Annotated in this window: 20 protein-coding genes; 10 read left to right on the top strand and 10 right to left on the bottom strand. The window is 74.1% G+C overall.

Features of this window, described 5'->3' with window-relative positions; genetic code table 11:
- The first annotated feature begins 16 nt into the window (after window positions 1–16).
- A complete protein-coding gene (locus tag DE149_RS03750) occupies window positions 17–454 on the top strand; it encodes a hypothetical protein (RefSeq protein ID WP_044659006.1) in 438 nt (145 codons plus the stop codon).
- Window positions 455–464: 10 nt separating this feature from the next.
- On the opposite strand, the gene DE149_RS03745 is transcribed toward DE149_RS03750, so the two are convergent.
- Window positions 465–1829 carry a DUF6350 family protein gene (locus DE149_RS03745; protein WP_231866270.1) on the bottom strand — a complete coding sequence of 455 codons (1365 nt, stop codon included), beginning with the start codon at window positions 1827–1829 and terminating at the stop codon, window positions 465–467.
- Window positions 1830–1989: 160 nt separating this feature from the next.
- On the opposite strand from DE149_RS03745, the gene DE149_RS03740 reads away from it, so the two are divergent.
- The 4 genes from DE149_RS03740 to DE149_RS03725 all read left to right on the top strand — a co-directional run bounded on the left by DE149_RS03740 (window position 1990) and on the right by DE149_RS03725 (window position 7094).
- Window positions 1990–3207 (top strand): glycosyltransferase family 1 protein, encoded by a 1218-nt coding sequence (locus DE149_RS03740; protein ID WP_044659010.1) that lies wholly within the window; start codon window positions 1990–1992, stop codon window positions 3205–3207.
- Between the two features lie 78 nt (window positions 3208–3285).
- Complete coding sequence (locus tag DE149_RS03735; protein WP_044659008.1) at window positions 3286–4344, top strand: aldo/keto reductase; 1059 nt, start codon at window positions 3286–3288, stop codon at window positions 4342–4344.
- 157 nt (window positions 4345–4501) lie between these two features.
- Entirely contained in the window at window positions 4502–5842 is a 1341-nt protein-coding gene (gene gdhA, locus DE149_RS03730) for an NADP-specific glutamate dehydrogenase (RefSeq protein ID WP_020621604.1), read from the top strand.
- A gap of 193 nt (window positions 5843–6035) precedes the next feature.
- Window positions 6036–7094 carry a hypothetical protein gene (locus tag DE149_RS03725; protein ID WP_101965717.1) on the top strand — a complete coding sequence of 353 codons (1059 nt, stop codon included), beginning with the start codon at window positions 6036–6038 and terminating at the stop codon, window positions 7092–7094.
- 140 nt (window positions 7095–7234) lie between these two features.
- Here the strand turns inward: DE149_RS03725 and DE149_RS03720 are convergent, their stop codons facing one another.
- Genes DE149_RS03720 through DE149_RS03710 form a run of 3 tightly spaced genes read right to left on the bottom strand, consistent with a single transcriptional unit; the run spans window position 7235 to window position 9372 of the window.
- Window positions 7235–7681: a thioesterase family protein gene (locus DE149_RS03720; protein WP_002853740.1), complete on the bottom strand. Its 447-nt coding sequence runs from the start codon at window positions 7679–7681 to the stop codon at window positions 7235–7237.
- Window positions 7678–8898: an App1 family protein gene (locus DE149_RS03715; protein WP_100058769.1), complete on the bottom strand. Its 1221-nt coding sequence runs from the start codon at window positions 8896–8898 to the stop codon at window positions 7678–7680. The genes DE149_RS03720 and DE149_RS03715 overlap by 4 nt, the downstream gene beginning before the upstream one ends.
- A 27-nt stretch (window positions 8899–8925) precedes the next feature.
- Entirely contained in the window at window positions 8926–9372 is a 447-nt protein-coding gene (locus tag DE149_RS03710) for a DUF6508 domain-containing protein (RefSeq protein ID WP_020621601.1), read from the bottom strand.
- An 83-nt stretch (window positions 9373–9455) separates the two neighbouring features.
- Between DE149_RS03710 and DE149_RS03705 the strand changes: the two genes are divergently transcribed.
- Both DE149_RS03705 and DE149_RS03700 read left to right on the top strand, forming a co-directional pair.
- A complete protein-coding gene (locus DE149_RS03705; protein WP_020621600.1) occupies window positions 9456–10361 on the top strand; it encodes an inositol monophosphatase in 906 nt (301 codons plus the stop codon).
- A gap of 67 nt (window positions 10362–10428) precedes the next feature.
- The gene (locus DE149_RS03700) at window positions 10429–10953 is read left to right on the top strand and encodes a pyridoxamine 5'-phosphate oxidase family protein (protein WP_020621599.1); all 525 of its coding nucleotides are present in this window, start codon (window positions 10429–10431) and stop codon (window positions 10951–10953) included.
- A gap of 55 nt (window positions 10954–11008) precedes the next feature.
- Here DE149_RS03700 and DE149_RS03695 read toward each other — a convergent pair whose 3' ends face one another.
- The 4 genes from DE149_RS03695 to DE149_RS03680 all read right to left on the bottom strand — a co-directional run bounded on the left by DE149_RS03695 (window position 11009) and on the right by DE149_RS03680 (window position 15692).
- Window positions 11009–12061: an intradiol ring-cleavage dioxygenase gene (locus DE149_RS03695; RefSeq protein ID WP_041103041.1), complete on the bottom strand. Its 1053-nt coding sequence runs from the start codon at window positions 12059–12061 to the stop codon at window positions 11009–11011.
- A gap of 258 nt (window positions 12062–12319) precedes the next feature.
- Entirely contained in the window at window positions 12320–14035 is a 1716-nt protein-coding gene (locus DE149_RS03690; protein WP_041103045.1) for a thiamine pyrophosphate-binding protein, read from the bottom strand.
- Entirely contained in the window at window positions 14032–15048 is a 1017-nt protein-coding gene (gene speB / locus DE149_RS03685) for an agmatinase (protein ID WP_041103046.1), read from the bottom strand. The genes DE149_RS03690 and speB overlap by 4 nt, the downstream gene beginning before the upstream one ends.
- 74 nt (window positions 15049–15122) lie before the next feature.
- Complete coding sequence (locus tag DE149_RS03680; RefSeq protein ID WP_041103047.1) at window positions 15123–15692, bottom strand: XRE family transcriptional regulator; 570 nt, start codon at window positions 15690–15692, stop codon at window positions 15123–15125.
- A 184-nt stretch (window positions 15693–15876) separates the two neighbouring features.
- Between DE149_RS03680 and DE149_RS03675 the strand changes: the two genes are divergently transcribed.
- Window positions 15877–17385 (top strand): sodium:solute symporter, encoded by a 1509-nt coding sequence (locus tag DE149_RS03675; protein ID WP_041103048.1) that lies wholly within the window; start codon window positions 15877–15879, stop codon window positions 17383–17385.
- 207 nt (window positions 17386–17592) lie between these two features.
- The gene (locus DE149_RS03670; RefSeq protein ID WP_041103050.1) at window positions 17593–18786 is read left to right on the top strand and encodes an alcohol dehydrogenase catalytic domain-containing protein; all 1194 of its coding nucleotides are present in this window, start codon (window positions 17593–17595) and stop codon (window positions 18784–18786) included.
- 76 nt (window positions 18787–18862) lie between these two features.
- Here DE149_RS03670 and DE149_RS03665 read toward each other — a convergent pair whose 3' ends face one another.
- Both DE149_RS03665 and DE149_RS03660 read right to left on the bottom strand, forming a co-directional pair.
- A complete protein-coding gene (locus DE149_RS03665) occupies window positions 18863–19186 on the bottom strand; it encodes a DUF202 domain-containing protein (RefSeq protein WP_041103052.1) in 324 nt (107 codons plus the stop codon).
- Window positions 19187–19190: 4 nt separating this feature from the next.
- Window positions 19191–19610 carry a YidH family protein gene (locus DE149_RS03660; protein ID WP_041103054.1) on the bottom strand — a complete coding sequence of 140 codons (420 nt, stop codon included), beginning with the start codon at window positions 19608–19610 and terminating at the stop codon, window positions 19191–19193.
- 93 nt (window positions 19611–19703) lie between these two features.
- Here DE149_RS03660 and DE149_RS03655 point away from each other — a divergent pair, with 93 nt between their 5' ends.
- On the top strand, window positions 19704–20834 hold the full coding sequence (locus DE149_RS03655) for a VIT1/CCC1 transporter family protein (RefSeq protein ID WP_113913970.1): 1131 nt from the start codon (window positions 19704–19706) through the stop codon (window positions 20832–20834).
- Window positions 20835–20956: the final 122 nt, after the last annotated feature.

The raw sequence follows: 20956 nt of genomic DNA, 5'->3' as shown, positions 1-20956 counted from the left end.
ATCGTAGGGTGAGGGGGTGTCCGCCCCCGTTCCCTCCTCCCCGCCCCGCCCGCCGCAGGGCGCCCCGGACCCCGGCCGCGTCCGCACCGGCCGTGCCCTGCTGTGGCAGTCCGTGGCGCTGCTGGGGATGCTGCTCTCCTTCTCCCTCGTGCTGCCGTGGAAGCTGATCGCCCTCGCGCTGGGGCTGGTCGCCCTCGTGCTCGGCGTGCGCGTGTGGGTCACGAGCCGCGGCGCCGAGCGCTCGGGGCTGCCCCGCGCGGTGGCGTCCGCCGGCATGGCGATGGCGCTGATGGGCATGACGACGGCGGCGCTGCCGCTGCTCGCGTGGGACGCGACGGTCCAGCTCGAGCAGTGCGGCGCCTCCGCGCTCACCGTGCGGGCGCAGCAGGCGTGCGCGGACGAGTTCACCCGTCAGGTGGAGGAGCGCACGGGGGTGCCCCAGCTGCGGCCCTGAGCCGCGGGCGTCAGTCCCGCGCCCGGCGCGGGGACGGCCGGTCGCGCAGGCCCGAGGCGCGGTCGCCGGACCGCGGCACCGTCGTCGTCCCGTCCCGGTGCCCGGCCACGGCCAGGGCGGTGAGGTAGCCGGCCGCGCAGCCCAGCGCGACCCACCCGGCGACGGCGGCGGACACCGCCCAGACGTGGGGGCCGATGTCCGTCAGCGTGCCGAGCCCGAGCGTCCCGGAGGTGAGGGCCAGCGGCACGAGCAGCAGCAGCCCGGCGAGCAGTCCGGTGAGCACGGCCAGGGCCAGCGTGGACAGCGTCAGGGACACCGCGCGGCTGCCGTGACGGGTGTGCAGCCAGTCGTCGAGGTGGTTCTCCCCCTCCCGCAGCAGCCACACGCCGGCCACGGCGCCGGCGCCGATCGGCACGGCCAGCAGGAGCAGCTGCCACGGCGACCACGTCACGGGCAGCGCACCCAGCACCGGGAGGGCAGGCGCGGTGGCCGGCGTCGCGCCGAACACGGAGTAGAGGCTGTCCGCGCCCACGGAGAACCCCGGGCCCGCCGTCCACGCGATCGACCACGCGGTGAACGTGGGCAGCCAGCCGATCTGCAGCAGCGCCACCAGCAGGCCGCCCAGCGGGCCGCCCCCGATCGCCTGGGCCACGGTGACGACGGCGGCCCACTCGACGGCCAGCCGCCCCGCCACGAGCAGCGCGTTCAGGCCCGTCAGGGCGAGCACGGCGACGGCCGCGGCGCGCACCACGGACCACGCGTACGAGCCGGCCCAGCGTTCGTACTGCGAGCGCCGCGAGATCCGCTCCGTGAGGTCCAGGCCGATCAGGTGCGCCCAGGTGCCGGCCTCGCGCCGCGCCCCCGCGAGGGCGGCGACGCCGAAGAGCAGGGCGGGCAGCAGCGCCGCCGGGGCGGGGTGGGCCGTCAGCTCGTCCGTGCCGGGCAGGAACGCCACGGCCAGCCCCACCAGGGCGTAGGCCCCCACCGCGCCCACGAAGGCCTGCCACGCCTGGTCCCGGTAGGACGCGCGGGCCAGGCGCCGGCCGGCCCGCCAGGACAGCGCGAGCGGGACCAGGGTCAGGCCCCACGGCACGAGCCACGCCGTGCCGGTGATGAGGTGATCCGGCGCGGTGGGCATGGCCGTGGCCACGGTGACGGGCACCGCGTGCAGGGCCAGCCACAGGACGCCGCCCACCTGGACGGCGCCCTCGATGGTCGGCCGCTCGAACCCGCCCGTGGCCCACACCGCGAGGGTGGGGACCATGACCGCCAGCAGGCTGATCATCGCCGTGACGAGCGCCTCGACCACCCCCTGCAGCCACAGCGGCAGGGGGACGGGGCGCAACAGACGGGGCGCAGCGGGGCGGGAACTCACCCGTCCATGGTGCCACTCGACTCCAGGCGGCGCCTGGACGGGGGCGGGCCGCGCGGGCCGGTGCGACGACCGTCACGCGCCCCGAGAGTTCACCGCGGGGTCACCGGGCCGTCGTCGGCGGGTGTCCCGGCCGTGGTCCGGGGTCCTTAGCGTCGGCCACGTGCGTGTCGTCGTGGTCGCCGAATCGTTCCTGCCCCATATGAACGGGGTCACCAACTCCATCCTCCAGGTGCTGCGGCACCTGCGGGAACGGGGCGACGAGGCGATGGTGGTCGCCCCGGCCGCCTCGTGGTCCGCCGGGTGGACCCAACGCGCGGGCGCCGGTGAGGCCCCCCGCGAGGTCGAGGGCTTCCCCGTGCGCACCCTGCCCTCCGTGCCCCTGACCGGGTACACCTCCGTGCGGGTGGCCGCCGGCACGGTGGGCCGGCTGCGCGGCATGCTCGCCGACTTCGCCCCGGACGTGGTGCACATCGCCTCCCCCTTCGTGCTGGGCTGGCGCGCGGTGCAGGCGGCCGAGGAGCTCGGCATCCCCTCCGTGGCCGTCTACCAGACCGAGGTCCCCGGCTACGCGGCCCGGTACGGCGCCCCGTGGCTGGAGGACGTCCTGTGGAGCCACGTGGCGCGCCTGCACAACATGGCCACGCTGACGCTCGCGCCGTCGTCGTTCACCGTCCGGCAGCTGCACCGCCAGGGGGTGCGACGCGTGCACCTGTGGGGCCGCGGCGTCGACTCCCGCCGATTCCATCCCGCCAAGCGGGACGAGGCGCTGCGCGCCGAGCTCGCCCCGAACGGCGAGAAGCTCGTGGGCTTCGTGGGGCGGCTGGCGCACGAGAAGCAGGTCGGGGACCTGCGGGTGCTCTCGGACCTGCCGGGCACCCGCCTCGTGGTCATCGGCTCCGGGCCGCTGCGCGAACAGCTCGAGCGGGAGCTGCCCGGCGCGCACTTCGCCGGCTTCCAGGGGGGCGAGGACCTCGCGCGCCACGTGGCCAGCCTGGACCTGTTCGTGCACCCCGGCGAGTCCGACACCTTCGGCCAGACGCTGCAGGAGGCGATGGCCTCGGGCGTGCCCGTCGTCGCCGTCGGCCGCGGCGGCCCCCTCGACATCGTGGACGCCTCCCGCACCGGCTGGCTCTACCCGCCCGGCGAGCTGGACGAGCTGCGCCGCCACGTCGCGGACCTCGTGTACGACGACGTCAAGCGGGCCGCGTTCGCCGACGCGGCGTGGGCGTCGGTGCAGGGCCGGACCTGGCCGGTGCTGTGCGAGCAGCTCATGGGCTACTACGAGAAGGCGATCGCGGTGCAGGAGCGCCGCCGCGTGGAGCTGGCCCGCCGGCTGCTGACGGCGCCGGCGCTGCTGGCCGCGCGCGTGTTCGGCTGAACCCCGGGGCGGACGACGGGCCGGACGCCGGACGGGCGCCCGGGTGTCGTGTCCGGAGTCGTGGCTAGGGTGGCGGGCATGGACGCCACCCCGCATGCCCGCCCCGCCGAGCCTGGCCCCCTGCCCGATCCCGCCGAGCCCCGCCGCCTCGCCGGCAAGGACGTGCACCCCGTCGGCCTCGGATGCATGAACATCGTGCACGGCTACTCCGGATTCCTCGACGACGACGCCGCCGTCGACCTGCTCACCCGCGTGCTGGAGGACGGCACCGACCACCTGGACACCGCCACCCTCTACGGCGGCGGCCGCAGTGAGGAGCTCGTGGGGCGCGCGCTCGCCCGGGCGGGGTCGGGCGTCCGCGAGCGCGTGCTGCTCGCCTCCAAGGGCGGGCTCGTGCGGGACGGGCAGCGGCGGATCGACGGCCGCCCGGAGACGCTGCGCGCGCACGTGGACGCCTCCCTGAGCCGGCTCGGCCAGGACCGGATCGACCTGTACTACCTGCACCGGCTGGACCCGGAGGTCCCCGTCGAGGAGTCCGTGGGGGCGCTCGCAGAGGCCGTCACGGAGGGCAAGATCGGGGCGATCGGCCTGTCCGAGGTCTCGGCCGTCACCCTGACCCGGGCCGTGGCCGTCCACCCGATCGCGGCCGTGCAGTCCGAGTACTCCCTCGCCACCCGCAACCCCGAGTGGGGCGTGCTCGAGGCGTGCCGCCGCCATGGGACCGCCTTCGTGGCCTTCTCCCCCGTCAGCCGCGGCCTGCTCACGGACGCGCCGCCGCGGCTGGGCGGGCTGGACGCGGGAGATCTGCGGCACCGGCTGCCCCGCTTCGCCGAGGGCCACTACGAGGCCAACCTGACGCTGCGCGAGGCGCTCTCGGCCGAGGCCGTCCGGCTCGGGACGAGCACGGCGGGGCTCGCCGTCGCCTGGGTCCTGGCCCAGGGCAAGGACGTCCTGGCGATCCCGGGCACCACCTCGTGGGAGCACTGGCTCGAGGACCGGGGCGCGCACGAGGTGCGGCTGACCCCGGCCGACGTCGCCCGGCTGGACGACCTCGTCAACGACGCGACCGTGGCGGGCCCGCGCTACAGCGAGAGCCAGCAGGCCAGCATCGACACCGAGGCGGCGCCGCCGCGCTGAGCCGAACGCGGGGCCCGGGGTGGCCCGCGTCTCATTTCGGCAACAGAGCGCACTCCCTGTCAGGATGGGCGTCAGGCACCGCGGCCTCCTCCGACCGCGGCGCGCCACGGCGGGGGCACCGCGGGGCGTCTCTACCCCGACGTCCGAGGAGGACACCATGAATGAGTCTCTGGAGACCCTGCGCGACGAAGTGTTCGCGCGCAACCCCGGCGAGGCCGAGTTCCACCAGGCGGTGTCCGAGGTGTTCGAGGCGCTGGGGCCGGTGGTGCAGCGCCACCCCCAGTACGTCGAGGCCGGGGTCATGCACCGCCTCTGCGAGCCGGAGCGCCAGATCATCTTCCGCGTCCCGTGGATCGACGACGCCGGCGTCGTGCAGGTCAACCGCGGGTTCCGCGTGGAGTTCAACTCGGCGCTCGGCCCGTACAAGGGCGGGCTGCGCTTCCACCCCTCCGTGTACCTCGGGATCGTCAAGTTCCTGGGCTTCGAGCAGATCTTCAAGAACTCGCTCACCGGCATGCCGATCGGCGGCGGCAAGGGCGGCTCGGACTTCGACCCCGCCGGCAAGTCCGACCGCGAGATCATGCGGTTCTGCCAGTCCTTCATGACGGAGCTGCATCGCCACATCGGTGAGCACACGGACGTGCCGGCCGGTGACATCGGCGTGGGCGCCCGCGAGATCGGCTACATGTTCGGCCAGTACAAGCGACTGACCAACCGCTTCGAGGCCGGCGCCCTCACCGGCAAGGGCCTGACGTGGGGCGGCTCGCTGGTCCGCACTGAGGCCACCGGCTACGGCGCCGTGATGTTCGTCGACTCCATGCTGCGCACGCGCGGCGAATCCATGGACGGTCAGCAGGTGCTGATCTCCGGCTCCGGCAACGTGGCCATCTACGCCGCGGAGAAGGCCGCCGCGCTCGGGGCCACCGTGCTCACCGCGTCCGACTCCTCGGGCTACATCGTGGACCCGGACGGCCTCGACCTGGACCTGCTCAAGCAGATCAAGGAGGTCGAGCGTGCCCGCATCTCCGAGTACGCCGAGCGCCGCGGCGGGCGGTCCCGCTACGTGACCGGCGGCAGCGTCTGGGACGTCGAGGGCACCGTGGCCCTGCCGTGTGCCACCCAGAACGAGCTCGACGAGTCCGCCGCGCGGACCCTGCTGAAGAACGGGGTGAAGGCCGTGGCCGAGGGCGCGAACATGCCCTGCACCGAGGCGGCCGCCCACCTGTTCGTCGACTCCGGGACGCTGTTCGGCCCGGGCAAGGCCGCCAACGCGGGCGGCGTGGCGACGTCGGCGCTGGAGATGCAGCAGAACGCCTCGCGGGACTCGTGGAGCTTCGACTACACCCACGACCGGCTCGAGCAGATCATGCGCGACATCCACGACCGCTGCGTGGAGACCGCCGAGGAGTACGGCACGCCCGGCAACTACGTGGCGGGGGCGAACATCGCCGGGTTCATCAAGGTCGCCGACGCGATGATCGCCCAGGGCGTGGTCTGAGGCCCGGCCCTGTCCCTTCCGTGATCCTCCGCCGCCCTGCGACATCACCGCCGTTCTGACGCGCGGTGATGTCGCAGGGCGGCGGTCGCTCAAGGGCGCCCGGCTCCTGCACAGGCCCCCCGACGTCGGGTGCCCTCCACCGCCGGCGCGGCCGACCCGTCGCGCCCCCGACGGGCCCACGAGACTGGGCCGCATGACCCTGCTCTCCGACCACTCGCGTGCGCTGCTCCCGGGACGCGGGCCCCTGCTCAGCGCGGCGGACCCTCACGACGGGGCGGCGCGGCGCCGTCTCGAACGCGCCTGGACCCGCGGGGTCCTCGTGCGGCTCTGCCCGCGCGTCTACATCAGCGTCAGCGACTGGGCCGCGCTGCGTCCGTGGGACAGGGCGGTCGTGTCCGCCGTCGCCCTCTCGATCGCCCGCCCCGCGACGGTGTTCACGGGCCTGACCGCGGCCCGGTTGCACGGTCTGGGGCCGGCCGTCGAGCCGCCCGTGCTCGAGCTGCGCGCCCCCTCGCCCGGGCATCACGGCGCCGGTCCGCTGACCCGCCGTCCCTTCGCCCCCTCCGTGGTGGCCCACGATCGCCGGCTTCCCGTCCCGCCGCGCCGCCGACCCCGGTGGGGGCTGCCGGAGGCGGCCCCCGCCGCGCCTCAGCCGGTCGAGGCCGTCCTGTCGGACGGGCAGAGCCTCGGAACCGTCCTGGCGGATCCGCTGCCCACGGTGCTGCTGGTGCTCGGAGCGGCCACCCCGTTCCGCGACGCCGTGGCCCCGCTGGACGCGCTCGTCCGAGCCCGGCCCGAGGAGGCCGCACGCTGGGCGAGGCAGGCGGAGAGCCGACTCAAATCCGCGGCCGCCCTCCGCCGATTCGAGCGGGCCTGGCACTTCGCGGACGCGCGGGCGGAATCCGCCGGCGAGTCCTACAGCCGGGCCAGCATCCACGAGCTCGGCTTCGTCCCGCCCACGGCGCTGCAGCATCGCCACCGGGATGCGAACGGACGCGCGGTGGCCCGCACGGACTTCTGGTGGGAGCAGGTGCGGGTGTACGGGGAGTTCGACGGGCTGGGCAAGTACGACCTGTCGTTCTTCGACGGTGACGACACGGCCCGCCGCGCCAGCATCCGCCGGGAGAAGGAACGGGAGGTGGCCCTGCAGCTGGTCACCCGGGCGGGCGCGCATTGGACGTGGGGAGACCTCCTGCGGCCGGACCGGCTGGCGCGGATCCTCACCGCCGCGGGCGTCCCCCGCTCGGTCTGATCCGCGGCCGTCCCACGGGCCCTGTCTCGACTCGGCGAGCCCGAGCGGCGGACCTCCGCTCTGCGACATCGCAGCCACTCTGCACGGCGGTGATGTCGCTGGGCGGCTGTCGGGCGGTCAGCAGCCCACCTCGGCCCACCTCAGCCGGCCAGGGCCGCCCGCTGCTCGGGGCTGATGCGCACGGGGCGGCCCGTCTGCCCGTCGACGAACACCATGACGGACGTCGCGGTGGCGCAGAGGGTGTCGTCGACGCCGTCGTGCAGGGCGTAGCCCACGTGCACCGAGGCGGCCTTCACGGCGTCCACGCTCACCACCACGCGCAGCGGCACGGGGCGGTAGGGCATCTGGGCCCGGTACTTCACGGTGTGCTCGGAGATGAACGTCCGCACACCGGGGGCCACCCCCTCGAGCAGGTCGATCGGCGGGGCCTGCCCGCCACCGGCGCCGGTGTTCGCGGGCACGCCGAAGGCCGCCACGCGGGCCTCCTCCAGCAGCTGCACCACGGCGATGTTGTTCACGTGGCCATAGGCGTCCATGTCCGCCCAGCGCAGCGGGATGCGGACCTCGACGGAGCGCGAGGCGGTCATCGGGCGGCCTCCTCGTCCGTGGACCGGTCGTCGCGCTGCGCCGCGGCGTCGAGGGTCGCCGGCGCCTCGTCGTCGCCGAGGATGTCCTCGCGCCAGGCCTCGGGCTGCACGTCCACGAACTCGACGGGCAGGATGCCCAGGTCCTCGAGCTGATTGGACAGCGTGGCCCCGTCCGGGCCGTAGCACCACGGGATGCCCGGGGTGGAATGGCGGGTGTCCTCCGCCCGGCCGCCCGCGAGCAGCGCCTGCGAGGGGGTCAGCTGCCGGATGACGATCGCCTTGACCCGGTCGGGGTGGCGCTGCGCGAACTCGGCGTAGATCTCGGGGTCGTGCTGGCCGTCGTCGCCCACCAGGATCCACTGGATGTCCGGGAACTGCTCGGCGAGGCGCTCGAGCTGGACCCTCTTGTGCTCCTGACCGGAGCGGAACCAGCGGTCCCTCGTGGGCCCCCAGCTGGTCAGCAGCAGAGCGCCGAGCGGGTAGAGGTTGCGGCCCAGGAAGCGGGTGAGGGTCTGCGCCACGTTCCACGCCCCCGTGGACAGGTACAGCACGGGGGCCTTCGGCTCGAGCTCGGCGATCCGGCGCAGCAGCACGGCGATCCCCGGAGTGGGCGTGCGGGCGTGCTCGTCGATCACGAACGAGTTCCAGGCCGCCAGCAGGGGGCGGGGCAGCGAGGTGACCACCACGGTGTCGTCGATGTCCGAGACCAGGCCGATCCGCGCGCCCGGCTCGCAGATGTACAGGTCCATGACGGCGTGCTCCTCTTGGCCGCCGACGTGGAGGGTGGCGGTCTGCCAGCCGGGCTCCAGCTCGACGTCCAGCACGACGTCGACGACGCCCATCCGGTCCGTGCGCACCGTGGTGCGCAGGTCCCCCACCTGCACCTCCACCTCGGCGTAGGCCATGGGCGGGGCCACGAAGTTGCGCCAGCCGCGCACGCCGTCCGCCACCACCTTCGACAGCCGACGGCCGTTCATGAACTCCTCGTCGGAGGCGATCACCACACGGGAGAGGATCCGCACCCAGCTGGTGCTGCCGTAGCCCGTGAACGCCATGACCGTCGGCACGTTGCCGGCACGCAGCGCGCGGGCGCGGTGCCAACGGTTCCACCCCTCCTGCAGGTGCGTGGCGACGTTCTCCACGGGAGTGGGGTCACCGGAAGGGGCCAGGCGGCCGCGCCGGGGCGCGGGCGTGGGGGCGTCGGAGGCTGCGGGCATGCGCCCAGTATTCCGCACCGTGCGCTCTCAGCGGATCTCGGGGACCAGCGCGGTCAGGCGGTCCAGCATGCGGCCGACCTTGCCGTTCTCGATCGCGGCGGCCACGTGCCCGTCCGCGAACCGCTCGCCGCGCACCAGGTAGGTGAACAGCGTGCCGAGGTCGGCCAGGGACGCCTCGGCGATGCCGGCCTCGCTCACCCGGTCCACGTTCCGCAGGTAGTCGACGTCGATGCCCGCCAGCTCCTGCGCGGCCACGAGGCCGGGGAACACGCGGTCGTCGTAGTCCGGGTAGACGCCGCCGAGGGTGCCGGGCGCGGGGGCGCCGTAGGAGGCGATCGGCCGGGCCTCGGTGCCGTAGCCGGCGGCGAGCAGCTCGCGCAGCGCACGCACGGCGGCCACGCGCTGGGGCGTGGGGGTCTGCGGGCCGGTGAGGGTGGCGTCGTCGTCGGGGGTCGGGAGGGGGTGCTCGGTCATGGCGGCTCCTCTGCTCGGGGGGGGTCGGCCCCATTGTCTCGCGTGCGGTCCGACGTGTCCGGGCCCCCGCCTAGGCTCGGGGCATGAGCCCCGCCCTGCCCCGCCCCGCCGAGCTGCGCGCGATCGCCCTCGACGCCGCCCGCGCGGTCGTCGGCGACCTCGCCGCCGCCTTCCGCTCCCCCACCGCCATCGGGCCCGAGGCCAAGACCACGCACCACGACCTCGTCACCGTGCACGACCGACACACCGAGGCCCGGCTCGTCGCCGCGCTCACGACGGCGGTCCCCGGCTCCGGCGTGCTCGGCGAGGAGCTCGGGGCGCAGGCCGGCACCGGTGAGGCCGCCCGGCTGACCTGGATCGTCGACCCCATCGACGGCACCTCCAACTTCACACACGGCTTCGCGATGTTCTCGGTGTCCCTGGCCGCCGAGGTCGACGGCGAGGTGGTGGCCGGCGTCGTGCTGGACCCCGTGGGCCGGCTGGCGTTCTCCGCCGACGCGGACGGCGCCTACCTCACCCGCGGCGACGGGCCGGAGCGCCCGCTGGCCGAGGTCGGCCGGCCGGCGCCGGCCGGCGGCGAGCGCGCCCAGAACCTCGTGACCTCCTATCCGGCGGGCGAGGCGCTCGCGCGCGAGGGCGAGGACGCGCTGCGCCGCTTCGGGCGGCTCGTGACCGCCCACGCGACCGTGCGCCGCACCGTCTCCGGCGCCCTCGAGCTCGCCCACACGGCGGCGGGCTGGGCCGACGCCGCGCTGTACGTGGACACCAAGCCCTGGGACGTCGCGGCGGGGCAGCTGATCCTGCGCCGCGCCGGGGGCAGGTGGCTCACGCCGGACCCGGCCGCGCCGTCGTCGGGCCGGCTCGTCGACGACGGCCCGCGCGCCCACACGTGCCCGTTCGCGCTCGCCGTCGCCCCGGGCCGCGAGGCGCCGACGACGGCGGCGGTGCTGGGTGACATCGTCGCCTCGCGGGCGACCGACCATGTATAGAGTGGATGTGAGCCCGATCTCAGCGCCGCGCCCGACGGCGCCCGTCCCGGCATGCCAGGAGGCCCCGATGACCCAGCAGCACCATGACACCGACGACGCCCCGTCGATGCAGCGCCCCGATCCGGTCGCGGAGCCCGGGGACCACCTGATGTTCGAGCACCCGGACGGCGAGGCCGTCCTGGTGCTGGACGAGGACCAGGTCTGGCGACTGCTGGGCCGCGTGGGCCACGCGCGCCTCGGGCTGGCCGTGGACGGGCGGCCGGACATCGTGCCGGTGAACGTGCGGGCCCACGACGGCGCCATCTACTTCCGCACCGCGCCCGGCTCGAAGCTCGCCGAGCTCACGGTGAACCCGCGCGTCGTGGTGCAGGCCGACGGGATCCTGGCCGACCAGGCCTGGTCCGTGCTCGTGCACGGCACCGCGCGCCGCCTGGACACGGAGGCGGAGATCGCGGAGGCCGAGTCCCTCGGCATCGAACCGTGGGTGCCGACGCTGAAGGACTTCTACGTCCGCGTGGACGTCCAGCGCGTGTCCGGCCGCCACTTCGTGTTCGGCCCGCACCCCGAGCGCAACGAGTCCCAGACCGACTGAGCCGCCGGCAGGACGCGTGGGCTGAGCCGGACGGCTCAGCCCACGTCCGCCGGGCTCAGGGCTGCGCCGGGGGCTGGCCGCCCTCGCCGCCCGCCGGGGGCTGGCCACCGCCGGGCCCGCCCATCCCGCCCTGCTCCTGCTCAGTGGTGGTGTCGATCGGGACGTCGATGGTGATGGCGAAGCCCTTTTCCACGGAGCCCGTGATCTGCGGCAGCTGCGTCTCGTAGCCGTCCGAGAAGACGTTGTCCGTCTCGAGGCTGACCTTGGCGAAGTTCGCCGTCGACCCGTCGTAGGCTGAGGTGGCATAGACCTGCGAGGACTGCTCCTCGGGCATGGCGATCTGGGAGGTGAGGACGTTGTTCGTCGCGTCCGTGATGGACGCCTTGTCGGGGAACACCTCGAAGTGCAGATGGGGCCACCGGCCGTCGTAGCAGCCGGGCCACACCGTGGTGAAGGTGACCGTGCCGTCGTCGCCCACCACCTGGACGCCGCGCAGGTAGGTCTCCTCCGTGATGCCGTCCGAGTACATCGAGTAGCGGCCCTGCGCGTCGGCGTGCCAGAGGTACACGGCGGCGCCGGTCATCGCGGCGTCGCCGTTGGCCATGTCGATCACGTTCATCGTCACCGTCAGCGGGACGCCCTCGGCGACGGTGCCCGTGTCGATGCTCGTGGTCAGGTCGGAGCGTTCGATGCCGGACGCGTCGAGCACGTCCGGGCCGTTGGAGCCGTCGCCCGGGTACGGGCCTGCGGTCTCGGTGACCATCTCGGTCAGGGTGGCGGACGGCGAGGCGCTCGCCGCCGACGAGGAGGAGGCCGCGGGTGACGAGGAGCCGGCGCTCGCCGACGTCGAGCTGGAGGAGGACGAGGCGCCCTCCTGGACTCCGCACGCGGCGAGGACGAGGGCCCCCGCCCCCGCGCCGAAGATGCCCAGCGCGTTGCGGCGGGAGACGAGCGTGCCGACGTCGAAGGCGGCGCCCTGGTCCTCGACGTCCTCGGCCGGGGGGTGGGAGGCCCGGCCCTCGAAGGTGGGCGTGACGGCGGGGACCTCGCCTGCCTCGGTGACCTGGGGGAAGGGACGACGGGAGCGGGTCGGGAGCCAGGGGGCCATGGAGCTCCTCTCGTGGGGCGCCCGCCAGGTGGCGGGTCGCGTCGAGATGCCAGCATGGCAACGGATGCCGGACGTTTTCGTGAGATCGGCGGGATGGTTCCAGGACATCTCCTGGGCGGTTTCCGACACGGGCGGGACCGCCGGCGCCTCGGTCGACGCCTCAACTACCTGCCGGTCCAGCTCCGTTGCTGAAACATGCACCTGGAAAGGTGGCGCACACTCTCAGGGTCGAGTCAGCGATTCCGGCGCCGGGCCGTCTCAGACCTCCGGGGCCTCCCCCAGGTGGCTCGGCGCCCACATCGCCAGGCGGGTCTGCACCACCACGACGTTCGGCCCGTCCGCCTGGAACGCGCGCTCGAGCGCGCCGCGCACGTCCTCCACTCCCACCGTCTCGGCGGGCACGCCGAAGGAGGCGGCGAGGGCCTGGAAGTCCGGCCTGTCGAGCTCGGTGGCCGTGGCCTTGCCGAACGCGCCCTCCATGTACTCGCGCAGGATGCCGTATCCGCCGTCGTCGATGATCAGCCACGTCACCGCCGCGCCGTGCTGTCTGGCGGCCGCGAGCTCGGCGAGGGAGTACATCGCCGAGCCGTCGCCGGCGACGGCGAGCACGCGCCCGTCGATCCCGGTGCGTCCCTGGTGGGCCAGGCCCACCGCGCCGCCGAACGCGGCCGGGAACCCGTAGCCGAGCCCTCCGGCACCCTGCGCCGAGTGGAACTCGCCGTCCTGCGCGTCCCAGCAGTTCCACGCCCAGTAGGCGGCGATGGTCATGTCCCAGTACGTCTGCATGGTCGACGGAACGGCGGCGCGGATGTCCGCCAGGAGCCGGCGCTCCACGCCGAGGTCCTGGGCATCGAGGCGGGCGGTGATGCGCGCGTTGACGTCGGCGACCACCTCGGCCGGGGTGCGGCCGTGCCAGACGGCGGCGTCCTGCGCCACCGAGCCCGACTCGCGCAGCGCCGCGGCGAGCGCCTCGAGCGCCTGGCCGGCGTCGGCGCGCACACCCAGCGTGGGGTGGTTGGTCTCCAGCACGCGCGGCTCCGCGTCCACCTGGATGAGGCGGCCGCGCGGCTCGAGCGTGAAGTAGTTCGAGGTGACCTCGCCGAGCGAGGAGCCGACCACGAGCAGCACCTCCGCGTCCTCGAGCAGGTCTGTGACGAGGCGGTCCTCCACCCAGCCGCCGAGGCTGAGCGGGTGCTCCCACGGGAAGGCGGTGTTGCCGCCCGGCGAGCAGACCACGGGTGCCTGGAGCAGCTCCGCGACCTCCCGCAGGCTCTCCATCGCGGCCCGGCCGGAGCGGCGCACACCGCCGCCGGCCACGATCGCCACCCGCCCGGCCCCGCGCAGCCAGCGTGCGGACTCGGCCACGAGCTCGGCGCGCGGCGGGTGGTCGTAGGGCACGGCCAGGGCGTCCTCGACCGGGGGCACCATGACCTCGCCGAGCAGCACGTCCTGCGGGATCTCGACCCACACCGGCCCCTGCGGCACGGTGATGGCCTCGGCCCACGCGTCCTGGATGGCGGACGGGATGCCCGAGGCGTGGTGGACCGTGAACTGGGCCTTGGTGACGTTGCGGGCCGAGGCCTTCTGGTCGTCCAGCTGGTGCAGCATGCCCTTGCGCCGGGCGCCGAGCCCGGACAGCGGGATCTGCGAGGCGACCACGAGCATCGGCACGCCCGTGGCGTACGCCTCCTGCAGGCCGGCCAGTGAGGTGAGGGCGCCCGGGCCGGTGGAGAGGAACAGGACGCCGACCTCGCCGGTGGCCCGGGCGTATCCGTCCGCGGCGAAGGCGGCGTTGTTCTCCACGCGGTTCGAGACGAACTCCAGCGGGGAGCGGGACAGGGCGTCGAAGAGGCCGAGGGCGTGTTGGCCCGGGATGCCGAAGACCGTCCGTGCGCCCAGGGCGTGGAGCGTCTCGACGGCGAGGTCGCCGCCGTTGCGCCGCGGGGCCGCCGTCGTCGTCTGCTCGTCGCTCATCGGGCCGACTCCTCACCGGCGGCCGCGCGGGTGGCGCGGCGGTCGGCCATCAGGGAGATGAGGTCGTAGGCCACATGGGAGGCGGCGACGCCGGTCAGCTCGGCGTGGTCGTAGGCCGGGGCCACCTCCACCAGGTCTGCGCCCACGATGTCGAGCCCGCGCAGCCCACGCAGGATCTCGAGCAGCTCGCGGCTCGTGATGCCGCCGGCCTCGGGGGTGCCGGTGCCCGGCGCGTGCGCGGGGTCGAGGACGTCGATGTCCACCGAGATGTAGAGCGGCCGACCCCCGATGCGCTGGCGCAGCTGGTCCACGATCTCGTCCACGCCCTGACGGAACACGTCCGAGGAGGTGACGATGCCGAAGCCCATGCGGTGGTCGTCGTCGAGGTCCTTCTTGCCGTAGAGCGGACCGCGCGTGCCCACATGCGAGATGGCCTCGGTGTCCAGGATCCCCTCCTCCACGGCGCGGCGGAACGGCGTGCCGTGGGTGTACTCGGCCCCGAAGTAGGTGTCCCACGTGTCCAGGTGGGCGTCGAAGTGCAGCAGGGCAACGGGCTCGCCCGCCCGGGCGGAGGCGGCGCGCAGCAGCGGCAGCGCGATGGTGTGGTCGCCGCCGATGGTCATGAGCGAGGAGCCGTCCTCGGTGAGGTCCATCGCGTCCTGCTGGATCGCCTCGATGGCCTCGCCGATGTCGAACGGGTTCACCGCCATGTCCCCGGCGTCCACCACCTGGGCCTGCGCGAAGGGCGAGGTGTCCGTGGCGGGGTTGTACGGGCGCAGCAGCCGCGAGGACTGCCGCACGTGGCCGGACCCGAAGCGTGCACCGGGGCGGTAGGAGACGCCGGCGTCGAACGGCACGCCGACCACCTTGATCTCCGGGGCGACGCCGGCCGCGGCCGCCTCGTCCAGGCGCGGCAGCAGCGCGTAGGTGGGGGTGCCGCCGTAGCGGGGCACGAGGGCGGAGTTCACGGGGCCGAGGCGGCCGTTGTCCTCGACGCGGGGGATCTCGAGCATCTGGATGTCCTCTCTGGGCGGTTCGGTTCGGTCTGGTCGGTCTGGTCTGTCCGGTGTGGGCGCGCCGGACGGGGTCACGCGTGGCCCACGAGGGTCCACAGCACGACGGCGGGGCGGTCGTCCGGATTGGCCCACGAGTGGGGCTCGCGGCCGGGGAAGGTGACGGTGTCCCCCTCCTCCAACAGGTGCACGGCCTCGGTGGTCCGCAGCTCGAGGCGGCCGGTGACCACGTGCACCGCCTCCACGCGGCAGTCCACGGTGTACAGCTCCGCCTCCCCGCGGCCGCGCGGCGCGATGTCAGCGCGCAGGATCTGCAGGTCACGACTGCCGCGCGGGGTGATCAGGCGCTCGCGGATGCCCTCGCCGCCGAGGTTGACCGCGGGGGCGTCGGCGAGGCGCACGACCGTCACCTCGGGCGCGTCCAGGACGTCGCCCGGGCTCGCGCCGAGCACCTGGCACAGGGTCACGAGCGTGCTCACGGACGGGCTCGTCAGGTCCCGCTCGAGGCGGGAGAGGAAGCCCTTGCTGACGCCGGCCGCCTCGGCCAGCTGGGCCACGGTGAGCCGCCGCGCCTCGCGCAGCGCACGCAGCCGACGGCCGATCAGCGCCTGGCCCGGCGCGGTCTCGAGCGGGAGGGCCTTCATCGCGCTCCTCCCGACGTCGGCCAGGCGACATCGCCGATGTCACCCTGGACGACATGTTGTCTGATAAGCAACATGTGTTTACCGTAGGCCCGGATCGTGTGATCGGCAACACGACGATCTCTTGTGTCCCGCCGCGGCGCACCGCATCCCGGCGCCTCGGATCCCTTCGCTCCAAAGACCGCCCGTGACCCTCAACCTGACCATCGTCGCCGTCTACCTGGTCGGCATGCTCGCCTTCGGCTGGTGGGGCAAGACCCGCGCCGCCAGCTCGGAGGACTACCTCGTGGCGGGCCGCCGCCTCGGGCCGGTGCTGTTCACCGGCACCATGGCCGCCGTCGTGCTCGGCGGCGCCGCCACCGTGGGCGGCGTCGGCCTGGGGTACGAGTTCGGGCTCTCCGGCGCGTGGCTCGTGGCCGCCATCGGCGTCGGCGTCCTCATCCTGTCGGTGGCGTTCGCCCCGATCCTGGCCCGCCTGAAGATCTACACCGTCTCGCAGATGCTCCGCCTGCGGTACGGCCGTGGCGGGGCCTCCCACGCCTCCTCCTTCGTGATGCTCGCCTACACGCTCATGCTCGCCGCCACCTCCACGGGCGCCTACGCGTCGCTCTTCGTGGTGCTCTTCGGCTGGGACCGCTGGCTGTCCGTCCTGGTGGGCGGCGGCATCGTGCTGGCCTACTCCGTGCTCGGCGGCATGTGGTCCATCACCCTGGCCGACATGGCCCAGTTCCTCATCATGACCATCGGCCTGTTCGCCCTCATGCTCCCCCTCTCCCTGGCCAACGCCGGCGGCTGGAGCGCCATGCAGGAGCGCCTGGGCGCCGAGTTCTTCAGCTGGGACGGGATCGGCGTGCAGTCGATCGTCACCTACTTCGTGATCTACACCCTCGGCCTGCTGATCGGCCAGGACGTCTGGCAGCGCGTGTTCACGGCCCGCTCCCCGCGCGTGGCCCAGATCGGCGGCGCCACCGCGGGGCTGTACTGCATCGTGTACGGCGTCGCCGGCGCCGTGATCGGCATGGCGGCGCGCACGGTGACCGCGGACATCGCCGCCACGGACGACGTGTTCGCGTGGGTCGCCCAGAACCTGCTGCCCGTGGGCGTGGGCGGCGTGGCCCTGGCGGCCGCCGTCGCGGCCATGATGTCCACCGCCTCGGGCGCGATCATCGCGGCCTCGACCGTGATGCGCACCGACATCCTCCCGATCCTCCGCGGCGAGGCCACCGCCGCCGAGGACGGCGCCGTCGCCGAGGACGCGGCCACGGAGACCGCGGCGGAGCTCGCCTCGAACCGCGGCTGGGTGCTGCTGCTCGGCGCCGTCGTGCTGGGGCTGGCGATCGTCGTCCCGGACGTGGTGGCGGCCCTGACCATCGCGTACGACATCCTCGTGGGCGGCCTGTTCGTCGCGATCGTCGGCGGCCTCGTGTGGAAGCGCGGCACCGGCACGGCGGCCCTGTGGTCCATGGTGGTCGGGACGGTGGGCACCCTCGGCACCATGGGCTGGCTCGAGCTGAACGCGGCCGAGCCCTTCGAGGGCGTCTTCGCGAACGAGCCGATCTACGTCGGCCTGGCCGCCTCCGCCGTCGTGTACGTCCTCCTCAGCCTGATGACCCGGCCCACCGACCCCGCGGTCCTCGAGGCCTGGCGGGTGCGCTCCCGCCACGGCGTCGACCCCGCGGTCCGAGCGCAGGTCTGACCCACGCTCCCGGGGCCTGTGATCCTCCGACGCCCGCACGATGGCCGAGGCCACGTGGTGCGGCGGGCGGCGGCGGGCGACCCTTCCCGCGGGCTCCCCCCGGCCCCTAGTGTCTCCGTACAGCCTGAGACCGGGACTCCCCCTCGGGTTCGCCCCGTCTCTCGCCCCACCTGGGGCCTCGCTGGAGACAGAAAGGCAACAGTTCTCATGACCACCAAGAACCGCGCCGTGGCATTCCACGGCATCAAGGACGTGCGCGTCGACGAGCTGGACTTCCCCAAGCTGGAGATGCCCGACGGCTCCGCCGCGCCGCACGGTGTCATCCTCAAGATCGTCGCGACCAACATCTGCGGCAGCGACCTGCACATCTACCGCGGGTCCTTCCCCGCCCCCGAGGGCATGGTGCTGGGTCACGAGATGACCGGCCAGGTGCTGGAGGTCGGCAGCGACGTCCAGTTCCTGCAGGAGGGCGACCTCGTCTCCGTGCCGTTCAACGTGGCCTGCGGCCGTTGCCGCAACTGCCGCGCCGGCCGGACCGAGATCTGCGAGACCGCCAACCCGGACCAGGCCTGCGCCGCCTACGGCTTCAATCTGGGCGGCTTCCAGGGCGGGCAGGCCGAGTACCTGTTCGTGCCGTACGCCGACTTCCAGCTGCTGCGCTTCCCGGACCAGGAGCAGGCGATGGAGAAGATCCTGGATCTGACCGTGCTCTCGGACATCCTCCCGACGGCGTTCCACGGCCTCGTGGAGGCCGGCGCCAAGCCCGGCTCCACCGTCTACATCGCCGGTGCCGGCCCCGTGGGCCGGTGCGCCGCGGCCGCCGCTCGGCTGCTGGGCGCCTCGTGCATCATCGTGGGCGACCAGGACGCCTCGCGACTGGAGCTGGTGCGCAAGCACGGCTGCGAGACCATCGACCTCTCCACCACGGAGAACCTGCAGGACGCCGTGAGCGACATCCTCGGCGAGCCGATGGTGGACTGCGCGGTGGACTGCGTCGGCTCCGAGGCCCACGGCCTGGGCTCCGCGTCCGATGAGATGCAGCCGATCGCCGCCGTGAACCAGGTCCTGGACATCACCCGTCCGGGCGGCGCCACGGGCATCATCGGCATCTACGGGCCGGACCCGATCGCGGAGACGAAGGCCGAGCAGGAGGGCACCTTCCCGGTGGACTTCGGCAAGGCCTGGATCAAGTCGCCCCACATCATCGGCGGCCAGGCGCCCGTCATGCGCTACAACCGCCAGCTGATGATGTCGATCCTGTGGGATCGGATGCCGTACCTGACGGAGATGGTCAACCCGCGCGTGATCAGCCTGGACGAGGCACCGCAGGCCTATGCGGAGTTCGACCAGGGCTCCCTGGAGAAGTTCGTCATCGACCCCCACGGCATGATCGCCCGCTGAGCGGTCCGCCTCCGGATGCACGACGGCGCCCCTCACCCGCCCCGCGCAGGTGAGGGGCGCCGTCGTCGTCCGCGGATCATGCCGCGTGCAGCAGCGTGGCGGTGATCCCGAGGGCCGCCAAGCCCACCACCAGCGCGACCATGCAGGCCACCGACGCCAGGGCCGGCCGGGCCTGCTCCCGCGCGATTCCGTCCGCGTGCGCCACGTAGCGCCGGCGCTGCGTGGCCAGCACCGCCGCCCCGCCGACGGCCGCCACCACCGCAGGCCCGAACGCCCACGCGCCGACGGTCGGCCACCACCTCAGGAACGTGAGGCTGAGGACGCCCAGCGCCAGGACCGTGCGGCCCCAGCTCATCACGGTGCGCTCGGGCTGCAGCCCCGGGTCGTGATGCAGGCGCATCGTCTCAGCCCCGCGGAAGGACGACGGCGGCCAGCAGCACCACGACGGCCAGCACGACGCCCCCCGCGAGGACCGGGACGATCAGCGGCAGCGGCAGCGGACGGCCGCGGCGCATCGCCCGCTCCACCCGGAGCCAGCGCGCGCCCGCGCCCAGGGCGAGCAGCGCCGCCAGGACGAGCAGCACCGTGCTCAGCACCACCCGGACCGGCGGCGCGAAGAGGGCGCCGGTGAACGCCTCCACCGCGACCCCGCCGGCCAGCAGCGCCAGCGCCGTCCGGACCCAGGCCAGGAACGTGCGCTCGTTGGCGAGCGTGAACCGGGGGTCCGGCTCCTCCCCGCCCGCCAGGAGGCGGTGCTGCCAGGCCGGCCGGCCGCCGTCGTGGGCGGCGGTCTCGGGGCCGTCGGGGGTCTCTGCTGCGTCCATGCGGCCATGGTAGCGACGGCGTAGACTGGCCGGTCGGGCGCGCCCGGCCGCGACGGCGCCGCCCGTCCCCGCCCGCCCATCCGATGGAGCCCCATGAGCCCCGCCCACACCGCCACGCCCGCGGCACGTCCCGAGCCGACCCGCGAACAGGTCCGACGCTGGCGCCGCTACCTCGCCGACGAGATCGCCGAGGGCCAGATCTACCGCGACATCGCCGCTCGCAAGGACGGCGTGGAGCGCGACATCCTGCTCGGCCTCGCCGAGGCCGAGCGCCGCCACGAACAGCACTGGCGGGCCCTCCTGGGCGAGCACGCCGAGAACCCGCCGCGCCCCTCCCTGCACCGCATCCTGCTGCGCTGGCTCGCGCGGATCTTCGGCTCCGTGTTCGTGCTGGCCCTGGCCCAGCGCGCCGAGTCGGACACTCCCTACGCGGAGGACCAGGACGCCCCCGAGGGCATGGTGGCGGACGAGGCCATCCACGAGGAGGTCGTGCGCGGCCTCGCCGCCCGGGGTCGCGAGCAGCTGGCCGGCAACTTCCGCGACGCCGTCTTCGGCATGAACGACGGGCTGGTCTCCAACCTGGCGCTCGTGATGGGCATCGGCGCGACGGGCGTGGCGCCGTCCGTCGTGCTGTTCACCGGCGTGGCCGGCCTGCTGGCGGGCGCGCTGTCCATGGCGGCCGGCGAGTACGTCTCGGTGCGGTCCCAGCGGGAGCTGCTCGAGGCCTCCTCCCCCACCCAGATCACCCTCGAGGCGGCCCAGCACCTGGACCTGGACCACAACGAGCTCACGCTCGTCTACCTGGCCCGCGGCATGACGCCCGAGGACGCCGAGCACCGCGCGCTCGAGCGCCTCGGCTATCTCACGTGCGACTGCAACCCGCAGTTCTCCGCCCGTCCCGACGGCTCCCAGGGGCCGGTGGACCACTCGGACTCCTTCGCGGAGATCGGCTCGGCGTGGAGCGCCTCCCTGTCCAGCTTCGCGTTCTTCGCCTCCGGCGCACTCATCCCGATCCTGCCGTACATCTTCGGCATGTCCGGGCTGTGGGCCCTGGGCCTGGCGGCGGCGATGGTGGGCGTGGCCCTGCTCTTCACCGGCGGTGTGGTCGGGCTGCTGTCCGGCTCCTCACCGCTGGCTCGGGGCCTGCGCCAGCTCGCGATCGGCTTCGGCGCCGCTGCCGTGACGTACGTGCTCGGCCTGCTCTTCGGCGCGAACGTGGGCTGACGGGCGCCCACCGCCTGCTCCGCCCCGCACAGCACACGGCCCCTGCCCCTCAGGACGAGGGACAGGGGCCGTGGTGCATCCGCCTGCCGGTGCGGAGCGCCGGCATCGGCGCCCCCCACCGC

Source organism: Micrococcus sp. KT16 (assembly GCF_003315015.1).
Taxonomy (GTDB): domain Bacteria; phylum Actinomycetota; class Actinomycetes; order Actinomycetales; family Micrococcaceae; genus Micrococcus; species Micrococcus luteus.
The sequence above is the reverse complement of the archived record's forward strand: the minus strand, read 5'-3'. Positions and strand labels throughout refer to the sequence as shown.

Bases quoted from the DNA above. Each gene is read 5' to 3' on its own strand.
- DE149_RS03655 (WP_113913970.1), top strand. From the start codon at position 19,704: ATGAGCCCCGCCCACACCGCCACGCCCGCGGCACGTCCCGAGCCGACC.
- DE149_RS03720 (WP_002853740.1), bottom strand. From the start codon at position 7,681: ATGACCGCCTCGCGCTCCGTCGAGGTCCGCATCCCGCTGCGCTGGGCG.
- DE149_RS03735 (WP_044659008.1), top strand. From the start codon at position 3,286: ATGGACGCCACCCCGCATGCCCGCCCCGCCGAGCCTGGCCCCCTGCCC.
- DE149_RS03665 (WP_041103052.1), bottom strand. From the start codon at position 19,186: ATGCGCCTGCATCACGACCCGGGGCTGCAGCCCGAGCGCACCGTGATG.
- DE149_RS03670 (WP_041103050.1), top strand. From the start codon at position 17,593: ATGACCACCAAGAACCGCGCCGTGGCATTCCACGGCATCAAGGACGTG.
- DE149_RS03660 (WP_041103054.1), bottom strand. From the start codon at position 19,610: ATGGACGCAGCAGAGACCCCCGACGGCCCCGAGACCGCCGCCCACGAC.
- DE149_RS03695 (WP_041103041.1), bottom strand. From the start codon at position 12,061: ATGGCCCCCTGGCTCCCGACCCGCTCCCGTCGTCCCTTCCCCCAGGTC.
- DE149_RS03690 (WP_041103045.1), bottom strand. From the start codon at position 14,035: ATGAGCGACGAGCAGACGACGACGGCGGCCCCGCGGCGCAACGGCGGC.
- DE149_RS03680 (WP_041103047.1), bottom strand. From the start codon at position 15,692: ATGAAGGCCCTCCCGCTCGAGACCGCGCCGGGCCAGGCGCTGATCGGC.
- DE149_RS03725 (WP_101965717.1), top strand. From the start codon at position 6,036: ATGACCCTGCTCTCCGACCACTCGCGTGCGCTGCTCCCGGGACGCGGG.
- DE149_RS03710 (WP_020621601.1), bottom strand. From the start codon at position 9,372: ATGACCGAGCACCCCCTCCCGACCCCCGACGACGACGCCACCCTCACC.
- gdhA (WP_020621604.1), top strand. From the start codon at position 4,502: ATGAATGAGTCTCTGGAGACCCTGCGCGACGAAGTGTTCGCGCGCAAC.
- DE149_RS03715 (WP_100058769.1), bottom strand. From the start codon at position 8,898: ATGCCCGCAGCCTCCGACGCCCCCACGCCCGCGCCCCGGCGCGGCCGC.
- DE149_RS03705 (WP_020621600.1), top strand. From the start codon at position 9,456: ATGAGCCCCGCCCTGCCCCGCCCCGCCGAGCTGCGCGCGATCGCCCTC.
- DE149_RS03700 (WP_020621599.1), top strand. From the start codon at position 10,429: ATGACCCAGCAGCACCATGACACCGACGACGCCCCGTCGATGCAGCGC.
- speB (WP_041103046.1), bottom strand. From the start codon at position 15,048: ATGCTCGAGATCCCCCGCGTCGAGGACAACGGCCGCCTCGGCCCCGTG.